The 19,508-nt window shown below is 71.9% G+C and carries 13 protein-coding genes; 7 read left to right on the plus strand and 6 right to left on the minus strand.

The window, feature by feature from the left end:
• The first annotated feature begins 114 nt into the window (after window positions 1–114).
• Together BLW14_RS06135 and BLW14_RS06140 are read left to right on the plus strand one after the other, a co-directional pair.
• A complete protein-coding gene (locus BLW14_RS06135) occupies window positions 115–1,005 on the plus strand; it encodes a DUF4349 domain-containing protein (RefSeq protein WP_093710653.1) in 891 nt (296 codons plus the stop codon).
• 64 nt (window positions 1,006–1,069) lie between these two features.
• Window positions 1,070–2,452, plus strand: coding sequence for an FAD-dependent oxidoreductase (locus BLW14_RS06140; protein ID WP_093705121.1), 1,383 nt, complete (start codon window positions 1,070–1,072; stop codon window positions 2,450–2,452).
• 22 nt (window positions 2,453–2,474) lie between these two features.
• On the opposite strand, the gene hemE is transcribed toward BLW14_RS06140, so the two are convergent.
• Complete coding sequence (gene hemE / locus BLW14_RS06145; protein ID WP_093705123.1) at window positions 2,475–3,548, minus strand: uroporphyrinogen decarboxylase; 1,074 nt, start codon at window positions 3,546–3,548, stop codon at window positions 2,475–2,477.
• Window positions 3,549–3,640: 92 nt separating this feature from the next.
• Between hemE and BLW14_RS06150 the strand changes: the two genes are divergently transcribed.
• The 5 genes from BLW14_RS06150 (at window position 3,641) to BLW14_RS06170 (ending at window position 10,262) form a co-directional block, all read left to right on the plus strand.
• On the plus strand, window positions 3,641–4,303 hold the full coding sequence (locus tag BLW14_RS06150) for a DUF3000 domain-containing protein (RefSeq protein ID WP_093705125.1): 663 nt from the start codon (window positions 3,641–3,643) through the stop codon (window positions 4,301–4,303).
• A gap of 265 nt (window positions 4,304–4,568) precedes the next feature.
• Window positions 4,569–5,231, plus strand: coding sequence for a helix-turn-helix transcriptional regulator (locus BLW14_RS06155; protein WP_018100712.1), 663 nt, complete (start codon window positions 4,569–4,571; stop codon window positions 5,229–5,231).
• Between the two features lie 116 nt (window positions 5,232–5,347).
• A complete protein-coding gene (locus tag BLW14_RS06160; RefSeq protein ID WP_093705127.1) occupies window positions 5,348–6,622 on the plus strand; it encodes a ribonuclease D in 1,275 nt (424 codons plus the stop codon).
• Window positions 6,623–6,909: 287 nt separating this feature from the next.
• Complete coding sequence (locus BLW14_RS06165) at window positions 6,910–8,136, plus strand: thiolase family protein (protein WP_093705129.1); 1,227 nt, start codon at window positions 6,910–6,912, stop codon at window positions 8,134–8,136.
• The gene (locus tag BLW14_RS06170) at window positions 8,133–10,262 is read left to right on the plus strand and encodes a 3-hydroxyacyl-CoA dehydrogenase NAD-binding domain-containing protein (RefSeq protein ID WP_093705131.1); all 2,130 of its coding nucleotides are present in this window, start codon (window positions 8,133–8,135) and stop codon (window positions 10,260–10,262) included. The genes BLW14_RS06165 and BLW14_RS06170 overlap by 4 nt, the downstream gene beginning before the upstream one ends.
• Before the next feature lie 61 nt (window positions 10,263–10,323).
• Here the strand turns inward: BLW14_RS06170 and BLW14_RS06175 are convergent, their stop codons facing one another.
• The 5 genes from BLW14_RS06175 to BLW14_RS06195 are packed head-to-tail and all read right to left on the minus strand — an operon-like array spanning window position 10,324 to window position 19,431.
• Complete coding sequence (locus BLW14_RS06175) at window positions 10,324–11,712, minus strand: SGNH/GDSL hydrolase family protein (RefSeq protein WP_093705133.1); 1,389 nt, start codon at window positions 11,710–11,712, stop codon at window positions 10,324–10,326.
• Window positions 11,713–11,754: 42 nt separating this feature from the next.
• Complete coding sequence (locus BLW14_RS06180) at window positions 11,755–13,758, minus strand: PIG-L family deacetylase (RefSeq protein ID WP_093705135.1); 2,004 nt, start codon at window positions 13,756–13,758, stop codon at window positions 11,755–11,757.
• A gap of 58 nt (window positions 13,759–13,816) precedes the next feature.
• Complete coding sequence (locus BLW14_RS06185; protein ID WP_093705137.1) at window positions 13,817–16,690, minus strand: stealth conserved region 3 domain-containing protein; 2,874 nt, start codon at window positions 16,688–16,690, stop codon at window positions 13,817–13,819.
• Window positions 16,691–16,699: 9 nt separating this feature from the next.
• Entirely contained in the window at window positions 16,700–17,629 is a 930-nt protein-coding gene (locus tag BLW14_RS06190; RefSeq protein ID WP_093705139.1) for a hypothetical protein, read from the minus strand.
• Window positions 17,626–19,431 (minus strand): stealth family protein, encoded by a 1,806-nt coding sequence (locus tag BLW14_RS06195; RefSeq protein ID WP_093705141.1) that lies wholly within the window; start codon window positions 19,429–19,431, stop codon window positions 17,626–17,628. The genes BLW14_RS06190 and BLW14_RS06195 overlap by 4 nt, the downstream gene beginning before the upstream one ends.
• Window positions 19,432–19,508: the final 77 nt, after the last annotated feature.

Consider the following 19,508-nt stretch of genomic DNA (forward strand, 5'->3'; position numbering starts at 1 on the left):
GGGTCCGACCGCGCGCCCCGGTACGTCCCACCGCCGTCATCAATCACCCGTCCTGGGGGGACAGTTATGCAGGGAGCACCCTTCATCCGCACCTTCATCCGTACCGGCAGAGGCATGCGCACCGCGCCGGCCGCCGTGCTGCTGGCCGCCGTGCTGGCGCTGAGCGGCTGCGGCGCGGCGAGCGACGCGTCGGACGGCAAGGCCGTCCGGGGCGGCGTGGCCGAGCCCCAGCAGCAGGCGGACGCGGCGGCCGGCAAGGCCGAGGCACCGGCGGCGGATTCGGCCCGCACGGAGCAGCAGCGCAAGAACCCGAAGCCGGCCGCGACGCATGTCATCCGCACCGCCTCCCTCTCCGTGGAGGTGAGGAACGCGTCGAAGGCGGCCGCGAACGCCCGGGCGGCGGCCCAGGACGCGGGCGGGCTGGTCGAGAAGGAGACCACCGAACGGGTCGACGGCACTCGGGAGTCCTCGAACCTCGTGCTGCGCGTGCCGCAGGAGGCGTACGACGAGGTGCTGCGGGAGCTGTCGGGCGCGGGGAAGCTCGTCTCGCGTACGTCGGCGGCCAAGGACGTCACCGACCAGGTCGTCGACGTCGACAGCCGGATCGCGACCCAGCGGGCGAGCGTGGCGCGGGTCCGCGAGCTGATGGACCGGGCCGGCAAGCTGGCCGACGTGGTCACACTGGAGGGCGAACTGAGCAGCCGTCAGGCCGCGCTGGAGTCGTTGCTCGCCCAGCAGGCGTCCCTCAAGGACCGTACGACGCTGGCGACCATCACTCTCGAACTGGTGGAACCGGAGGTGGCGGCCGAGGCGGCCGACGACGACCCGGGCTTCCCGGACGCCGTCGCCGGGGGCTGGCACGCCTTCGTGACGATGCTGCGCTGGCTGGCGATGGCGGTCGGCGCCGCGGCCCCGTTCCTGGCCGTGGCGGCGGTCCTGGCCGCGCTGTGGCGGCTGTCGCACCGCCGCCGGGGCGCGAAGCGGGGTGCCGTCGAGGGCGAGTGAATGCGCCACCGGTGCGCGCCGCGCCGTAGCGTGGGCCCTTCGGACGGGCTTCGAAGGGACTGGCATGGCGGCGGAACGACTGGTGGTCATCGGCGGGGACGCGGCGGGCATGTCCGCCGCGTCCCAGGCCCGGCGGCTCAAGGGCTCGGACGAGCTGAGCATCACGGCCTTCGAACGGGGCCACTTCACCTCGTACTCCGCGTGCGGCATCCCGTACTGGGTCGGCGGCGACGTGACCGACCGGGACGACCTCATCGCCCGTACGCCCGAGGAGCACCGGGCCCGGGACATCGATCTGCGCACCCGCACCGAGGTGACCGAGATCGACGTGGCGGGGCGGCGGGTGCGCGCCCTGGACCGGGAATCCGGCGAGAGGTACTGGACCGGGTTCGACAAGCTGGTGATCGCCACCGGGGCCCGGCCGGTGCGCCCGCGGCTGCCCGGCATGGACGCGGCCGGGGTGCACGGGGTGCAGACGCTGGACGACGGGCAGGCGCTGCTGGACAGCCTGGACCGTACCGAGGGCAGGCGCGCGGTCGTCGTCGGCGCCGGGTACATCGGCGTCGAGATGGCCGAGGCGATGCTGAAGCGCGGCTTCGAGGTGACCGTCCTCAACCGCGGCGAGCAGCCGATGGCGACGCTCGACCCGGACATGGGACGCATGGTCCACGACGCCATGGACGGACTCGGCATCACCACGGTGAACGGGGCGGCGGTCACCGCCATCCGGACCGGCGATGACGGCCGGGTCACCGAGGTCGTCACGGACGACGCGAGCTACCCGGCGGACATCGTGGTGCTCGGCATCGGCGTCGAGCCGGAGACCGCCCTGGCCCGGGAGGCGGGGCTGCCGCTCGGACCGCACGGCGGGCTGCTGACCGACCTGGCGATGCGGGTCGTCGGCCACGAGAACATCTGGGCCGGCGGCGACTGCGTGGAGGTCCTCGACCTGGTGGCGGGCCACACCCGGCACATCGCGCTCGGCACGCACGCCAACAAGCACGGCCAGGTCATCGGCTCCAACGTCGGCGGCGGCTACGGCACGTTCCCCGGTGTGGTGGGTACGGCGGTGAGCAAGGTGTGCGACCTGGAGATCGCCCGGACCGGGCTGCGCGAGAAGGACGCCCGGGCGGTGGGGTTGCGGTACGTCACGGCGACGATCGAGTCGACGAGCCGGGCGGGCTACTACCCGGACGCGCGGGCCATGACGGTGAAGATGCTCGCGGAGTACCGCACGGGCCGGCTGCTCGGCGTGCAGATCGTGGGCCGCGAGGGCGCGGGCAAGCGGGTCGACGTGGCGGCGGTGGCGCTCACCGCGCGGATGACCGTCGAGCAGATGACCGCGCTGGACCTGGGGTACGCCCCGCCGTTCTCGCCGGTCTGGGACCCGGTCCTGGTAGCGGCCCGCAAAACGGTGTCGGTGCTGCGGAAGGCGGGCACCGACTGAGCGGCGCCCGCCTCCCCGGGGTTCAGCGTGCGGTGCTGGTGTGGACGTACTCGACGAGACGGGAGAGCGCGTCCGGGTCCATGTTCGGCATCACGCCGTGGCCCAGGTTGAAGATGTGGCCCTCCAGGCCCGCGGCCGCGTCCAGCACCTCCCGGGTCTTGGCCTCCACCGCGGAGGTCGGCGCGAACAGCACCGCCGGGTCGAGGTTGCCCTGGAGCGCCTTGCCGGGTCCGACGCGGCGGGCGGCCTCGTCGAGCGGGACGCGCCAGTCGACGCCGACGACGTCCGCACCGGCCTCGCCCATGAGGCCGAGCAGTTCACCGGTGCCGACGCCGAAGTGGATGCGGGGGACGCCGTACGGGGCGACGGTCTCGAAGACCTTCGCGGAGGCGGGGAGCACGGAGCGCCGGTAGTCGGCGGGGGCGAGCGCGCCGACCCAGGAGTCGAAGAGCTGGACGGCCGAGGCGCCGGCGTCGATCTGGACCTTCAGGAAGGCGCCGGTGATCTCGGCGAGGCGGTCGAGCAGGTCGGCCCAGAGCTCCGGGTCGCCGTACATCATGGCCTTGGTGTGCTCGTGGTTGCGGGACGGGCCGCCCTCCACGAGGTAGCTGGCGAGGGTGAACGGCGCACCCGCGAAGCCGATCAGCGGGGTCTCCCCCAGCTCGGCCGTGAGCAGGCCGATGGCCTCGGTGACGTACGGGACGTCCTCGGGCGTGAGGTCGCGCAGCCGGGCGAGGTCCGCGCGGGTGCGGATCGGCTCGGCGATCACCGGGCCGACGCCGGGCTTGATGTCTAGGTCGATGCCGATCGCCTTCAGCGGGACGACGATGTCGCTGTAGTAGACCGCGGCGTCCACCTTGTGGCGGCGAACGGGCTGCATGGTGATCTCGGCGACGAGCTCCGGCATCGCGCAGGACTCGAGCATCGGGATGCCTTCGCGCACCTTCAGGTACTCGGGCAGCGAGCGCCCCGCCTGACGCATGAACCAGACCGGCGTGTGCGGCACCGGCTCGCGCCGGCAGGCCTTCAGGAACGCCGAGTCGTAGGTGGCGGAAGTCTTCGTCTGCTGCCCGGAGGGGCGGTCGTTGGCACTCACGCACAGAATCTTCGCACGCGTGGGGAACGAGCCCGGCCCCGCACGGGTGTCCTTCCGCGCGCGGAGCTCGCATTCCGCCTACTCTTCCCCGCATGGCTGCGGCTCAGGGACACATCTCCGGTCAATCCGATGGCGCTGACGGCACGGACGGTGCGGAGGGTGGTGGTGCCGTCCCGTCCGCGTTCCGTTCGGCGGTGGACGCGCTGCGCGCGGCGCGGCTGCGTCCCGAGCTGGAGGTGGAGCCGACCCGCCCGCCGAAGCGGCTGGCGCCGCACGCGTACGCGCTGGAGGCCGCGGTCGTCGACGGCGACGACGATCTCGCCGACGGCCGGCTCGTCCTGCTCCACGACCCGGCCGGCCACGAGGCATGGCAGGGCAGCTTCCGGCTCGTGACTCTGGTGCGCGCCGAGCTGGAGCCGGAGATGGCCGCCGATCCGCTGCTGCCCGAGGTGTGCTGGTCCTGGCTGACCGGTGCGCTGGAGGCCCGCGGCCTCTTCTACGGGGAGGCCGGCGGCACGGTCACCATGGCGGGCTCGCACTACTTCGGTGCGCTGGAGACGCGGCGTCCCGCGACCCAGATCGAGATCCGGGCGTCCTGGACGCCGCGCGAGGGCCGCGGCGGGGTGCCGGACACGGCGGCGCACCTGGTGGCGTGGGGCGACCTGCTCTGCCAGATCGCGGGCCTGCCGCCCTCGGGCCCTCTCGACGCGGCTGTGGTCACGCTCCCACAGCGACGCGGCCCGCAGGCGCCGTAGCCCCTGACAGGAACGGTACGAGCGGGGCGGCCTCCGGGCCGCCCCTTCTTTCGTGACGCCATGTCATGCGATCACTTTCAGCCAGCCAAAAACGCCCTCTCGAATCAACCGAACACCCGATTTGCCCGAATTGTTACTCAACAAATCGTGATCTTCCCCTAAAGGAGCAGGGGTCTGCTGCCGAAGGAGTCAATGACCCTACAAGCACGGTTCGCCCCGGCTTCATCCCCGAGCCGGCCCGTCCCGCCACTCCCCAGGAGGCCTGGTGTCCGTTCTCCTCGAGCAGCCCGCAAGCCTGGTCGCCTACCGCCCGAACAAGCCGACGGCCATGGTCGTCGTGGCCGACCCGCGCGTCCGTTCCACCGTGACCCGCCATCTGTGGGCCCTCGGAGTTCGTGACGTCATCGAGGCGTCGTCCATCGCGGAGGCCCGTCCCCGCGTCGGCAACCCGCGCGACATCTGCGTAGCCGACGTCCACCTGCCCGACGGTTCCGGGCTGACCCTGCTGTCCGAAACCCGAGCCGCCGGCTGGCCCAACGGTCTCGCCCTGTCCGCCGCCGATGACATCGGTGCCGTGCGCAACGCCCTCGCGGGCGGCGTCAAGGGCTACGTCGTCACCGGCACCCGTACCAACATCGGCCACCCGGCCCGTCCCGGCGTCGCCCCCATCGGCGCCACCGCCGCCCGTATGCACCGCCGGCCCCCCGGCACCCCGAGCCACCCGGGCGGCTACCGCGAACTGTCCGGCCGCGAGGTGGAGGTCCTGCGGCTCGTCGCCGAGGGCCAGTCCAACAAGGCCATCGGCGTTTCCATGGGCCTGTCCGCCCTGACCGTCAAGAGCCACCTCGCCCGTATCGCCCGCAAGCTCGGCACCGGAGACCGCGCCGGAATGGTCGCCGTGGCCCTGCGGACGGGCATCATCCACTGATCCCCGCACCCGGCCGGTGCGCGGAACACGCGGAACCGGCTGGATTACGCGCATCGGCGGCTGCCGACGGAACGTTCCGTCGGCAGCCGCCGCGTACACACAGATACCCTTGACACGTGACCGACGCCCAAGAGACCGCAGCAGACACATCACTGCGAACCACCGGGGGCGCTCCCCCGGACGACGTCGCCCCGGCGCCGATCCCCTTGCTCGAACCGCGCGAGGGCATTCCGCCGGTGGTGGCGTCCGGCGACGCCCTGGCCGGGGTGATCGCCGCATTCGCCGCGGGCTCGGGCCCGGTGGCCGTGGACGCCGAGCGGGCGTCCGGCTACCGCTACGGCCAGCGCGCCTACCTCGTACAGCTGCGGCGCGACGGGGCGGGCAGCGCGCTCGTCGACCCCGTCGGCTGCCCCGACCTGTCCGGGCTCGGCGAGGCGCTGCGCGGAACCGAATGGATCCTGCACGCGGCGACGCAGGACCTGCCCTGTCTGCGCGAGATAGGGATGACACCGACCGGACTCTTCGACACCGAGCTGGCCGGGCGGCTGGCCGGTTTCCCGCGGGTCGGCCTCGGCGCCATGGTGGAGAACGTCCTCGGCTACTCGCTGGAGAAGGGCCACTCCGCCGTCGACTGGTCCACCCGCCCGCTGCCCGAGCCCTGGCTGCGCTACGCCGCGCTCGACGTCGAGCTCCTCATCGACCTGCGCAACGCGCTGGAGGACGAGCTCGACCGGCAGAACAAGCTGGAGTGGGCCCAGGAGGAGTTCGCGGCCATCGCCTCGGCGCCGCCCGCTCCCCCGCGCCAGGACCCGTGGCGCCGCACCTCCGGGATGCACAAGGTCCGCCGCCGCCGGCAGATGGCGGTGGTACGGGAGCTGTGGAACGCCCGCGATCAGATCGCCCGGCGGCGGGACATCTCGCCCGGCAAGGTGCTCGGCGACGGGGCGATCATCGAGGCCGCGCTCGCACTGCCGCCGAACACGCAGGCCCTGACCGCCCTGCCCGGCTTCGGCCCGCGCATGGGGCGGCGCCAGCTGGAGCAGTGGCAGGCCGCCGTCGACCGGGCCAAGGCCCTGCCCGACACGGAGCTGCCACAGCCCGGCCAGGCCGTCGCGGGCCCGCCCCCGCCGCGCGCCTGGGCCGACAAGGACCCGGCCGCCGCCGCCCGGCTCTCGGCCGCCCGCGCAGCAGTCTCCGCACTCGCGGAGCGGCTGCACCTGCCGCAGGAGAACCTGATCACGCCGGACACCGTGCGCCGGGTGTGCTGGGAGCCGCCGAAGAACCCGACGCCGGAGACGGTGGAGTCCGCGCTCGCCGGGTACGGCGCGCGGCACTGGCAGATCGAGCAGGTGGCCCCACTGCTGTACCGCGCGCTGATCCAGCCCTCGTAACGGCCCCGCAGCGACCCTCGTGGCTCCATGGGACAGGGGCGTGATCACGCCAGGTTCCACGCGGCACCGCGCACGTACCGGAATGGCCCGGGCGGACTCGAAAACGAGTCCGCCCGGGCCATTCGCCGTGTACGGGGCACCCTTCCACGGACAATTTCCACGTGTGACCTTCGCCGCTCCCGCCCCAGGGGGTGGGCAGTCTGGTTACCCGCAAGTAGCATGAGCGGAGCGGCGTGCCCCGGCGCGCCCCGCAGCAGTGCCATCCCGCACCCTGGAGGAGAGCCATCGTGCCTCGTACCATCCGGGACGTCGTCTTCGTCGACGGCGTCCGCACCCCGTTCGGCAAGGCGGGCCCGAAGGGCATCTACCACGAGACCCGCGCCGACGATCTCGTCGTGAAGGCCATCCGGGAGCTGCTGCGCCGCAACCCGGACCTGGACCCCAAGAAGATCGACGAGGTCGCCATCGCCGCGACCACGCAGATCGGCGACCAGGGCCTCACGCTCGGCCGCACCGCCGGGATCCTGGCCGGTCTGCCGCAGTCCGTCCCGGGCTACTCCATCGACCGCATGTGCGCGGGCGCCCTGACGGCCGTCACCTCGACGGCCGGCTCCATCGCCTTCGGCGCGTACGACGTCGTCGTCGCCGGTGGCGTCGAGCACATGGGCCGCCACCCGATGGGCGAGGGCGTCGACCCGAACCCGCGCTTCGTATCGGAGAAGCTGGTCGACGAGTCCGCCCTGTTCATGGGCATGACCGCGGAGAACCTGCACGACCGGTACCCCACGATCACCAAGCAGCGCGCCGACGAGTACGCGGTCCGCTCGCAGGAGAAGGCCGCCAAGGCGTACGCCAACGGCAAGATCCAGCAGGACCTGGTGCCGGTCTCGGTGCGCCGCACCAACGCTGAGGCCGGCGAGACGGGCTGGGGCCTGGTCACCGCCGACGAGCCGATGCGCCCGGGCACCACCATGGAGTCCCTGGCAAACCTGAAGACCCCCTTCCGCGCCCACGGCCGCGTGACGGCCGGTAACGCCGCAGGTCTCAACGACGGCGCCACCGCCTCCCTGCTCGCCGCCGAGGACGTCGCGCGCGAGCTGGGCCTCCCGGTCAAGATGCGCCTCGTCTCCTACGCCTTCGCGGGCGTCGAGCCCGAGGTCATGGGCTACGGCCCGATCCCGGCCACGGAGAAGGCACTCGCCCAGGCCGGCCTGTCCATCTCGGACATCGGTCTCTTCGAGATCAACGAGGCTTTCGCCGTACAGGTGCTGGCCTTCCTGGAGCACTACGGCATCGCCGACGACGACGCCCGCGTCAACCAGTACGGCGGCGCGATCGCCTACGGTCACCCGCTGGCCTCCTCCGGCGTCCGCCTGATGACGCAGCTGGCCCGCCAGTTCGAGGAGCAGCCCGAGGTCCGCTACGGCCTCACGACCATGTGCGTCGGCTTCGGCATGGGCGCCACGGTCGTCTGGGAGAACCCGCACTTCGAGAACGCCGGAGGCGACAAGTGAGCACCACCACCGAGCTTCTGAAGGGTGCGGCCGAGCTGTTCCCGGACGAGGTCGTCACCCAGGCGCACGTACGCCACCTGGACCTGCCGGCCGGTGCGGGGCGCTTCGCCCTGATCACGCTGGACAACGGCTTCGACCACACCAAGCCGACCACCTTCGGACCGCAGTCGCTGGCGAACCTGAACGCCGCCATCGACCAGGTCGAGAAGGAGGCCGCCGACGGCGCCATCACCGGCGTCGGCATCACCGGCAAGCCGTTCATCTTCGCGGTCGGCGCCGACCTCAAGGGCGTCGAGCTGCTCAAGGAGCACAAGGACGCGCTGGCGATCGGCAAGGGCGGCCACGACGTCTTCCGCCGCCTCTCCGGTCTCGCGGTCCCGACGTTCGCGTACTACAACGGCGCGGCGATGGGCGGCGGTGTCGAGGTCGGGCTGCACTGCTCGTACCGCACCGTCTCCAAGGCGCTGCCCGCGTTCTCGCTGCCCGAGGTCTTCCTCGGTCTGGTCCCCGGCTGGGGCGGCTGCGCGCTGCTGCCGAACCTGATCGGCGCCGACCGCGCGGTCTCGGTGATCATCGAGAACTCGCTGAACCAGAACCGCCAGCTCAAGGGCAAGCAGGTCTTCGAGCTCGGCATCGCCGACGCGATCTTCGAGGGCGCGGACTTCCTGGAGCGCTCGCTGGTGTGGACCGCCGACGTGCTCAACGGCACGGTCTCGGTGGAGCGCCCCGAGGTCGACCGCGGTGAGGCCTGGGACCAGGCCATCGCCCGCGGCCGTGCCATCGCCGACTCCAAGGTGCACGGCGCGGCCCCGGCCGCGTACCGCGCGCTGGAGATCATCGCCGCGGCCAAGGACGGCGACCTGTCGGCCGGCTTCGACGCCGAGGACCAGGCACTCGCAGACCTGATCATGGGCGGCGAGCTGCGCTCCGGGATCTACTCCTTCAACCTGGTCCAGAAGCGCGCCAAGCGCCCGGCCGGTGCCCCGGACAAGAACCTGGCCCGCCCGGTCACCAAGGTGGGCGTGGTGGGCGCGGGCCTGATGGCCAGCCAGCTCGCCCTGCTCTTCCTGCGCCGCCTGGAGGTGCCGGTCGTACTGACCGACATCGACCAGGAGCGCGTCGACAAGGGTGTGGGCTACGTCCACGCCGAGATCGAGAAGCTGCTCGGCAAGGGCCGCATCAACCAGGACAAGGCCAACCGCCTGAAGGCCCTGGTCACCGGTGTGCTGGACAAGGCGGAGGGCTTCTCCGACGCCGACTTCATCATCGAGGCGGTCTTCGAGGAGATCGGCGTCAAGCAGCAGGTGTTCGCGGAGGTCGAGGCGGTCGCCCCGGCGCACGCGATCCTCGCCACCAACACCTCGTCCCTCTCGGTCACCGAGATGGCGTCGAAGCTGAAGCACCCCGAGCGCGTGGTCGGCTTCCACTTCTTCAACCCGGTCGCGATCCTCCCGCTGCTGGAGATCGTGCGCGGCGAGCAGACGGACGACGCCTCGCTGGCGACGGCCTTCGGTGTGGCCCGCAAGCTGAAGAAGACCGCGGTGCTGGTGAAGGACGCCCCGGCGTTCGTCGTCAACCGCATCCTCACCCGCTTCATGGGCGAGATCCAGAACGTCATCGACGAAGGCACCCCGGTCGAGGTCGCGGAGAAGGCCATCGAGCCGCTCGGCCTGCCGATGTCGCCGCTGGTGCTCCTGGAGCTCGTCGGCCCGGCGATCGGCCTGCACGTCTCCGAGACCCTGAACCGCGCCTTCCCGGAGCGCTTCACCGTCTCCGAGAACCTGGCCGCCGTGGTCAAGGCGGGCAAGCGCGGCTTCTACGTCTACGACTCCGGTAAGCCGGAGCTGGACCCGGAGGTCGCCGCCCTCCTCAAGCAGGGCGACACCGTCCTGACCGAGGAGCAGGTCCGCGACCGCGTCCTGGACGCGGTGGCGCAGGAGATCGGCCTGATGCTGGACGAGGGCGTCGTCGCCGAGGCCCAGGACATCGACCTCTGCCTGATCACCGGCGCGGGCTGGCCCTTCCACCTGGGCGGCATCACGCCGTACCTGGACCGCGAGGGCGTCTCGGAGCGGGTGAACGGGAAGAAGTTCCTGGCGCGGGGTGTGGCCAGCGTTCCGGCGTAACGCACAGCGCTTCGCAAGAAGATAAGGGGGTACCGCCGGCCGGCGGTACCCCCCTCGCGCGTCACCAGGTGGGCAGCGCCGGATAGTGCTCGCAGCCCGGACCGCAGGGCAGACGCGAGGACATCGACGTGTGCAGCCAGCTGTCCTCGGGCACGCCGTGCACCTTCAGCTCCAGGCTCGTCGGGGGCGAGTGGATGGCACTGAACACCGCCACGAACTCGACGGTGTACGTGCCCGGCCGCCAGTCGTGGGCGTGGGCGACCCGCCAGCTGCCGTCCTCCTGCACCGGTGCCTCGGCTATGAGCCGGCCCTGCTCCAGCACCATGACCTTCTCGGCGCCGCGTCCCGCCCTGCCGGAGAACCGGGGGCGCGGGCCGTTCCAGGAGCCCTTGCGCGGTCCGACGACCTCGGGAGCCTCCACCCGGTCGAGGACTTCGAACTCCGTCTCCGCCGACGTGGACACCGCGTCGCCGGCGAGGGCGACCGCGGTCACCTTGTGCCGGCCTCCGGGCCACTGCACGGCGCGCCGCCACTGCCACGTCCCGTCCTCGGCCGTGCGGGTCCCGCCGAGGTAATCGCCCTCCTCGAAGAAGAGCACGTACTCGGCGCCCTTGGGCGCGGTCCCCGTGAGCTTGCGACCGGCACCGACCAGGGCATCGGGGGCCGGGGAGGTGAAGGCCGGCGCGGCGGCGACCTCGGGCTGTGCGGTCAGCGCGAGCTGCGGCTGCTGCACCGTGAATTCGGTCTGTACGGGCGGCAGCTGCCCCGGCGCCAGTCGCTGGGTGTCCACCAGTCCGGGGGGCAGTCCGGGCAGAGCGGCCAGTCCACTCGCCACCAGCCGGGCCGCTTCGCGGGCCCCGGCGTGGTTGAAGTGGGACGCGTCGATGATGCCCTGCGGGTGGTTCGGGTGCTCTGCGGGGTCCAGCCACCGGTAGAGCCCCCTGGCCCGCATGGGGCCCAGCTCGGCGAGGAGCTGGGTGGTGGAGGCCGTCAGGTCGATGACCGGGCAGCCGAGTTCCGCGGCGGCTTCCAGGGTCAGCCGGGGGTAGTCCTCGTGCGTGTTCACCGGGTTGCCGGCCACGTCGAAGGTGCACCGGGGAGCCGGGGTGAGGAGGACGGGCACGGCGCCCTCGCCCCGGATCGCCTCGACGTACAGCCGCAGGTACTCCTTGAACTCCCGCGCGCCGTGGTACCGGTTCATCTGGTTGATCCGCTGCTCGACGTTGCCGAAGGCGATGAGTACCAGGTCGCCGTGGCCGACGAGGGTGAGCAGCGCGGTGAACCGCCCCGTGTAGTAGCCCCGCAGCGTCATGGCGTCGCGCGCGTAGTTGCGTACGTCGCAGTCGGGGCCCAGGAACTCGGTGAGGTACTGGCCCCAGCCCGCGAGCGGTGACTCCTCCTCGGTGCGGGAGGCGGCCACCGAATTGCCGATGACGCAGATCTTTCTCATGTCTTCTTCTCGTCTCCGTTGTCGCCTGCCCCGAGGCGGGGGTCAGCCTGCCTGCCAGGGGCCGAAGCGGACGCCCGGCCGTTGTTCTTCCTGCCGCGCCCAGTGCAGTCGGCCGTCCGCGCCGAGCACCGTCACGACCGCGCGGCCCTGTACGTCGGCGGCGATCGAGGGCGCGCCGGTCATCTGGATCTCGTGGCGTGCCCACTCGGGCCGCTCCGTGATCCGGTCGTCCGCCGGCAGCACGGCCACGGCGGGCCTGCTCCGTTCGTCCCTGCGGGCGAGGACCACGAGATCGTGGTCGGGGCCCAGCAGCCGGGCCGCGGCGACCGCGCCGGTGCCCCCGTCGTCGCTGAGACGGTCCACCCGCTGTTCCCACGTTCCGTTGGGGCGCTGCCGGTGGCGCATCACCGCGCCGGTGTCCTCTTCCCGGTAGAACAACGCCACGCGGCTGCGGCCGACCTGGACGGGGGTCAGCCCGGAGGCGGGGCGCCAGCTCTCGGGCACGCCGGTCACCAGCTGGTCCTCCAGCTTGAACGGCCCGTACACCGCCTCCTGCCGCCACCGGACCCCTCCGGTGCGGTTGGTGGCGTACATGTCGATGCGGCCGGTGGTGCGCGCAACGGTGGTCAGGGAGTCCTGCATCCCGCGCCCGCCGAGCACCTCCCACGCGCCGAGCCCTTCCGCCGTCTCGCGTCGCATGCTGACGCCGACCGAGAAGTTCCGCACGAAGACGTGCAGGTGACCGGCCGGGTCCACCACTGCGGTGGGCACTCCGACCTCGCGGCAGCGCCGCCAGTCGCGGGTGGCCTGGTCGGGGTTGCCCATGGACTCCCAGGGCAGCACGGATCCGGTGCGTCCCTGGCGCCACATGCGCACCACCTCGACGTCGACCCGGCCCTCGGGACCCGGGACGCGTCGCAGGCCGACCAGGTGGACGCCGCCGGTGCGGTCGGGGGCGACCGCCAGGCACGGCACGAGGTCGCCGCCGGGCAGCAGCAGCGGCCCCTCGAAGCGTCCGGCGCCGGGCTCGGTCTCCGTCCACACCGCGGCCTGGTCACCCAGTACCGCGTAGGCGGCGAGCCGGCCGTCCTGCTGCCGGTGCAGCCACTGGGTGCCCTGCGGGTAGCGGCTGCGGGTGCTCCACCCGTACCGGCGGATGTCGGACCCGTCGCCGAGTTGCAGGTCTCCGCAGTAGCGGTGCGCGCAGGCGTGGCCGTCGGCCCCCGCGTACACGTCTACCAGGGACTTCTTCAGCGCGTGCGAGCGCTCGCTGAGATTGCTCGGCCAGTGCTTGTTGCCGTAGCCCGCGAAGTGCTCGATGAGCGGCGGGCGGCCGCCGCCGCGCAGGTGGCGGCGGAGCGCCTCGCGGGCGAACTGGGCGGTGGCGGTGTGGTCCGCGTGGTCGCTGGAGGTGATGCCTCGCGTCTCGTCGTACGCCTCGTGCAGCGGGTCCGGGTCCATGGTCCACAGCAGCGTGGGCTGTGCGTACGACAGCAGTTGCGTAAGGGCGCCGACGACGTCCTCGCGGCCGAAAGCCTGCGCCTGGTGCAGGGCGGACTCGGCGGCGAGGAGGGTGGGCTGCCGGGCGGCCCGTCCGTCCCAGAGGCCGGTCAGCCGGACCGCCGGCCGGTCCGCCGGGAAGCCGTGCGCGGGGTCCGCCATCCGCAGGCCCAGGAAGAAGAGCTGCACGTGCGGCGCGTCCGACAGGAAGAAGCGCTCGGCGGCGACGCCCGGCAGGAGTTCGACCGGCTCCCGGACCCAGGCGGCTTCCCTGTCGCCCAGGACCATCGTGGCGTACGCGGCACGCAGTCCGTTCTGGCGCGCCTCCATGTACCCGGCGTAGTCGGCCGGGGCCTGCTGCCGCAGCGGGTCGCGTGTGTCCACGTTGCGTCCGTCGGCCTCACCGGCCGTGAGGTAGACGCTGGTGACACGGTGACCGGCGGCCAGCAACCGGTACAGGTCGGGGTTGGCGAAGTAGAGATCGTCGTCGGCGTGCGCGAACACCTGGAAGAGCGAGGTGGAGGTCGCCTCTGCTGACTGGGTCATGGTCGGTGGACGCTCCGATCGGGCGCGGCTGAGGAACGGGGACCTGGGCGGGACATGCTCACAGCGGCCACCCCGGCAGGTTCCCGGCGTGGAAGCGCTGGTTGCGCGGGGAGCCCGCCTCGAACTGACTGGCCACCGGGAAGTACGAGGGCAGGAAGGCCGCGAGCACGGCGTCCTGCTCGTCCTCGGTGACGTCGCCGTCGTGGTAGTCGTTCAGGCAGAACACGTCGTGCGGACGGTTGAGCTGGAGTCGGGAGAGCCGCTGCCGGTGCTCGCTCAGACCCACGTTGACGAAGCCGCAGTTGATGCTGCCCGGTGCCGAACGCTGGGTGTGGAAGCCGAAGTAGTGGTGCAGCGAGGAGGCGACAGCGAGATCGGAGTGGCTGCGGAATCGGCTGGCCGCGGTCCGGGTGACGTCGGGCCCGTAGTAGTGCTCGATGTCCGCGAGGACGCTGCGGCGCAGGGGGTGCGGCGCGTGCAGGAACGAGTGGGCGATGACCTGCCCGAACGAGTCGGCTATCAGCCGGCGGTTGTTCTTGGCCGCGCTCACGTTGAACTCGTCGGCGGCCGTCGTCGGCCCCATGGGCACGGTCGTCGGGGACATGAAGTGCTTGGCGACGCCGTTGCTGTGGAAGAACATGCCCGGCTGGAGCACCCGGCCGATGAAGACGTCGTCGTTGAAGTACAGGAAGTGCTCGGACAGCCCGTCGATGCGGTGCAGCTGGCTCTCGATGGCGTGCGAGTTGTACGTCGGCAGCACCGAGGGGTCGGCGAAGACATCCCGGTGGTCGACCACCCGGACCCGCGGGTGGTTCAGGTCGAGCCACTCCGGGACCTGCTGGTCGGTGACCAGGTAGATGGTGCGGATCCACGGGGCGTACATGTCGATGGAGCGGAGCGAGTAGCGCAGTTCATCGCGGTCGCGGAAGCGGGCGGCGCTGCTCGCGGAGTCCTCGGTCTCCATGCCGAGGGCGTGCATCACCGCGTGCTTCCGTTCCAGCCACCCGATGTCGCCGCCGTCGACCCAGGTGTACACCGCGTCGATGGGGAAGTCGACGTCTCCGTGGACGGCACCGGCGTACGGCTCGATGGTGGGGTAGGTGCGTCCGCCCAGGACGGTTCCGGTGACGTTCATGGTCTGGGCGGACACCCTGTCGCCCACCACGGTGCGCACCGGCGAGACCATCGTGCTCGGGTCCTCCGGGTCCTCCTCCCAGAAGTTGACGGTGCAGCCGTAGACCCCGGCAAGGCGGAGCGTGCGGGCGGGCGTGACGGCGTTCTGGTAGACGCGCACGGCGGCGCAGGGGGTCTGTGTGTGCTGCTCGGCGAAGGCGGCGAGGACCGTGGCGGTCGGGCTCTGGCGTTCGTTGAGCAGCGCCACGTACACCGCGCCGTCCCCGTGCGTGGCGGTGAGAGCCTTGAGCACCAGCTCCCGGTTGGAGATGTGGACGGCGACGGCGTGCCTGACGTTGGTGTCCCTGGTCACGAAGTACGGGATGCGCGCGTTCTCCAGCGCGGTGGCCACCAGGGCGAGGTTGTGCTGGACCACGTCCCAGGGCGATTCGCTGCCCATCCGGCGGCACAGCTGTCCGCCGTCGCGCACGAGAGCCCTGTCGGTACGGAGCAGCCGCTCCTCCAGGGCCCGCTGCGCCTTGGTGTCGATGGTGGTCGCGGGGGCCGGCGCGGCCGGGCGGAGGATTCCGTCCTGGCCGCTCATCAGGGCGTGCAGGGCCTGCCGCTCCGCCTTGCGGGACTCGCGTTCCCCGGACGCCCGCGCGGCGTGCAGCTCGGCGAAGATCCTCTCCCACATGGCGGTGACCACGGGCGGCGCAAGCCGGGCGACGGATTCCGCGGCCGCGTGGCCCATGCCGTGGCGCAGGGGCGCGTCCTCGATGAGCCGGATGAGCGCCCGGGCCGCGGCATCCGTGTCCCCGGCCGGCACCAGGATGCCGGTCTGCCCGTCCAGGATTACTTCGCGCGGACCGTTGGGGCAGTCGTAGGAGACCACGGGCACCCCGGCGGCCTGGGCCTCGGTCAGCACCAGCGGGAAGGCCTCGTTGCGGGAGGTCATGAGGGCGATGCTGGCCTTGGCCCACTCCTCGGCGAGGTGGGGCGAGTTGCCGTTGAGCTGGACGCTGTCGTGGAGTCCGAGCATGTCGATCTGCCGTCGCAGGGTGCCGGCGAGCGGGCCGTCGCCGAAGACGCGCAGCCTCCAGGTGGGGTGCGCGCGGGCCACGGTGTCCCAGATGGTGATGGCGTGGTCGATCTGCTTCTCGCCGACGAGGCGGCCCGCGATGACGACGCTCCGGGTCTCCAGGGTCGAGCGCGGCCGGAACCCGCGCGGCAGCGCGTTGGGAACGACGTCGATGCGCGGTGCGCTGTGGCCGAGGGTCTCGGCGAACCAGTCGCGCGTGCGGTTGCTGAGCACGGCGAGCGCATCCAGGCGGGAGGCGTAGCGCAGGAGGGGCTCGGCGCTGGTGCCCCGCAGCTCGGAGACCCGGTGCTCCTGGTGAAGCGTCATCACGTGCGGGGGCGCCAGCTGCACCGCGAGGGCCATGAGGGCCGGCGTGGTGGTGATCAGGAGATCCGTGTCGGTGTGCTGGAGCGCGTACTCCAGTTCCAGGTCGGTCAGCCGGTTGAACGCCGCTTCCCAGGCCGGGTCGACCAGGGCGCTCGGCCGGTCCGCGACCTGTGCCCATGCCTCGGGGGCCAGTCCCGTGGGGCGGACGGGGAGGGGGGCCGGGCCGGTCCGGTCGATCAGGTAGTCGACCCGGATGCGCTCGTCGATCGGGAAGAAGAGCTGCGGCTGGGTCTTGAGGATGCTCATCACGCGGACGTCGTGGTTGCCCACGAGTTCGGCGGCCTGGTTGAACACCGCTCGTTCGGTACCTCCGACGGCGTCCGCGGTGAGCAGGAGAAAGGTGATCTTCATTGGGCGCGGTTACACGGCTTCCGTCATCGGGCTGCACTGGATGCGGAAGTTACCCGCGGGTGTGTAGCGGGGCAGTACGAGCATGGGGTGGCGGCCGACGGGCGTGACCGCGGTCTGGCGGTAGGCGAAGACCCGCCCGGGGTTGCGGACGTCGTGGAGACGCCGGCCGAGGCGCATGGTCCGCAGGTTGTCCGAGCTGAGAACCAGGTCCCACTGCTCGGCGCGGTCACGGAGCGGGGCCATGAGGTGCAGCGGCGCGGACACCTGCCACAGCCCTTCGCCGTGCCGTTCGGCACTCGCCTCCAAGCGGCGTCCCGAGGCTACGAACTCGACCGAGGGGGCCTCCGGCTCTCCGCCCACCACCCGGAAGGTGACGTCGACCTGGCTGTGGGTCACGTAAACCCGCACGACCTCCGCCGACGGCTGGGGCCGGCTGAACGTCACCTGGGCGCTCCCGGTGACGCCGCGGCCCAGCCGGTAGCGGTCGCCGGTCGCGGCGGAAGCCTCCATGGGCCGCGTCGGACCGCCGTACGGGACGGGGAGGTCCACGAGGAGCAGGGGCAGCGCGCGGCGGCGCAGCCCGTGGGACAGTCGCAGCCGGATCTTCCAGCGGCCGGGGGTCAGGGGCAGGCCGCTCACGTCCTGCCCCAGCAGGATCGCGGCGTCCATCGCGACGCCCCCGTCGTGGTCGGTGTACACCTTGGCGCCGGTGGTGTGCCTGCGGCCCCGGCGCCGCAGCTCGATCCGGGCGTTCTCGTCCGGCCGTACCCAGTGCGGCATCCGGGCGTGCAGGTTCACGGTCTGCCCGTCCAGCACGGCGGCATAGCGGAGCACGGCTGCGCGGCCCTGGCGGCGGGGCAGGAAGTAGCGACGCAGCAGGACCGACCGGACCCGGGCGGCTCGGCGACGCAGTGCGCGCAGGGAGCGTCGGCGTTTCATCGGGCAACTCCGTCGGCGAGGCCGTGTTGGGTGGGAACCGCATCGAGCGTCGGGGACGGGGCGCGGCGGTCGGTGAGCCGGGTGGGACCGACGCCGCCGTCGGGCAGCTCGAAGCGGCTGGGGACGGGGAAGTACCTGTCGAGGAAGGACCGGAGCATGCGCTCCTGTGCCTCCGGGTCGGGGTGTTCGACGGTGTCGTTCAGGCAGAACGTGTCGAAGTTCCGGTGGGCGAGGAGGCTGTCCAGACGGCGCTGCGCCTGGTCGGCCGCGAGGTCGATGTACTGGTAGCGCAGATCCGCCGTGGTGGTGCGGCCGGTGTGGAAGCCGTAGTAGTGGTGCAGGGACGAGGCGATCGGGACGTCGTCCGGCGACCGGAAGCGTGAGTGCTGGGTGCGGTGGTGCTCCGCGCTGTAGACCAGCTCGATGTCGGAGAGGATGCTCCGGCGCAGCGGGTGGGGGGTGTGCTTCATCTTCTGCGCGATACGGGTGCCGAAGGACCGCTCGATCAGGGCCCGGCTGTTCTTGCCCGCCGCGTTCACCGGCAGGTCGTCCGGGTCCACGGGGCCGCTCGGTATGAGGGCCTTGGACTGGAAGAACTTGGTCAGGCCGTTGGTGTGGAAGAAGCGGTCGGCGCTGAGCGGACGGCCGAAGAACACGTCGTCGTTGAGGTAGAGGAAGTGCTCGGACAGGCCCTCGATGTGGTGCAGCTGGCTCTCGATGGCGTGCGAGTTGAAGGTGGGCAGGGCGGTGGGATCCGAGAAGATCTCGCGGTGGTCGACGACCTTGATGCCCGGGGCTTCGGTGTCCAGCCAGCCCGGCACCTGTCCGGCCGTGACCAGGTAGACGGTGCGGACCCAGGGCGCGTACTGGTGCAGGGAACGCAGGGAGTAGAGCAGTTCGTCGCGGCTGGTGAAGCGCGCGTCGTTGGCCGCCTGGGCGTGCAGGGCCAGGGGCTCCGGGTCACCCGGCCGCCCCGAACGGAAGGCGTCGCGTTCGGCGCTCCACTGGGGGTCCGAGTCGTCGACCCAGGTGTAGACGACGTCGATGGGGAAGAGGTGGTCCTCGGCCAGGGGCTGGGTGAACTCGGCGACGGTACGCGCACTGCCGGTCGAGTAGGCACCGGGGATCAGGGCGAAGAGGGCCTGCGGGACGGTGTGACGCGGTGCGTCGACCGGCACCTCGGTCACCACCCTGTTGGGGCGGGGTGCCTCCAGCTGCCCGTCCCGTTCCTCCCAGAACTCCAGGTCGCACCCCTGGTCGGCGCCGTAGACGACTTCCTCGGTCGGGTCGGTGACGTACCAGGCGACGCGCAGGGCGTCGTGCCTGCGCAGCTGGCGCCAGGACTTGGCACCGTCGCCGGGCCGCATGCCGGACTCCGACGCGGTGGCCGCCCCGACGTAGCCGGGGGTCTGCTCGAAGGCGATCTGGAGCATTTCCTCCGCCGCCTCGCGCTGTGCCGCGGGCACCGCGACGGTCGGAAGGTCCTTGGTGGCGCCGCGCACGCAGAAGTAGTCGACTCCCCCGGCCTCCAGCGCGGCGACGAGAATGTGCAGATTGCGGGCTCGGGCCGCCCATGCCGTGGCGCCCTCGACGACCAGGGCATGCACGTGCCGGCCCTTGATGCGCACCACGCGGCGGGTGGAGGTCCAGCTGTGGCGGGGTCCGTTGCGACGGCCGCCCATCGCCCACACGACCGTCGCGGACCGGATGGCATCGACGGAGCTGAACGAGGACTTCACCGCCGAGCGCAGCGGGGCCGGCACTCTGCGCACGATGCCCTTCCGCGCACCGGCGGGCACCACGGACCGATATGCCGAAACCAGCGATCCCGCCTCCGGATTGCCGGAACCGACCACGAGGCATCCACCACCCACGCCAC

The organism is Streptomyces sp. 2131.1 (genome assembly GCF_900105515.1).
Taxonomy (GTDB): domain Bacteria; phylum Actinomycetota; class Actinomycetes; order Streptomycetales; family Streptomycetaceae; genus Streptomyces; species Streptomyces drozdowiczii.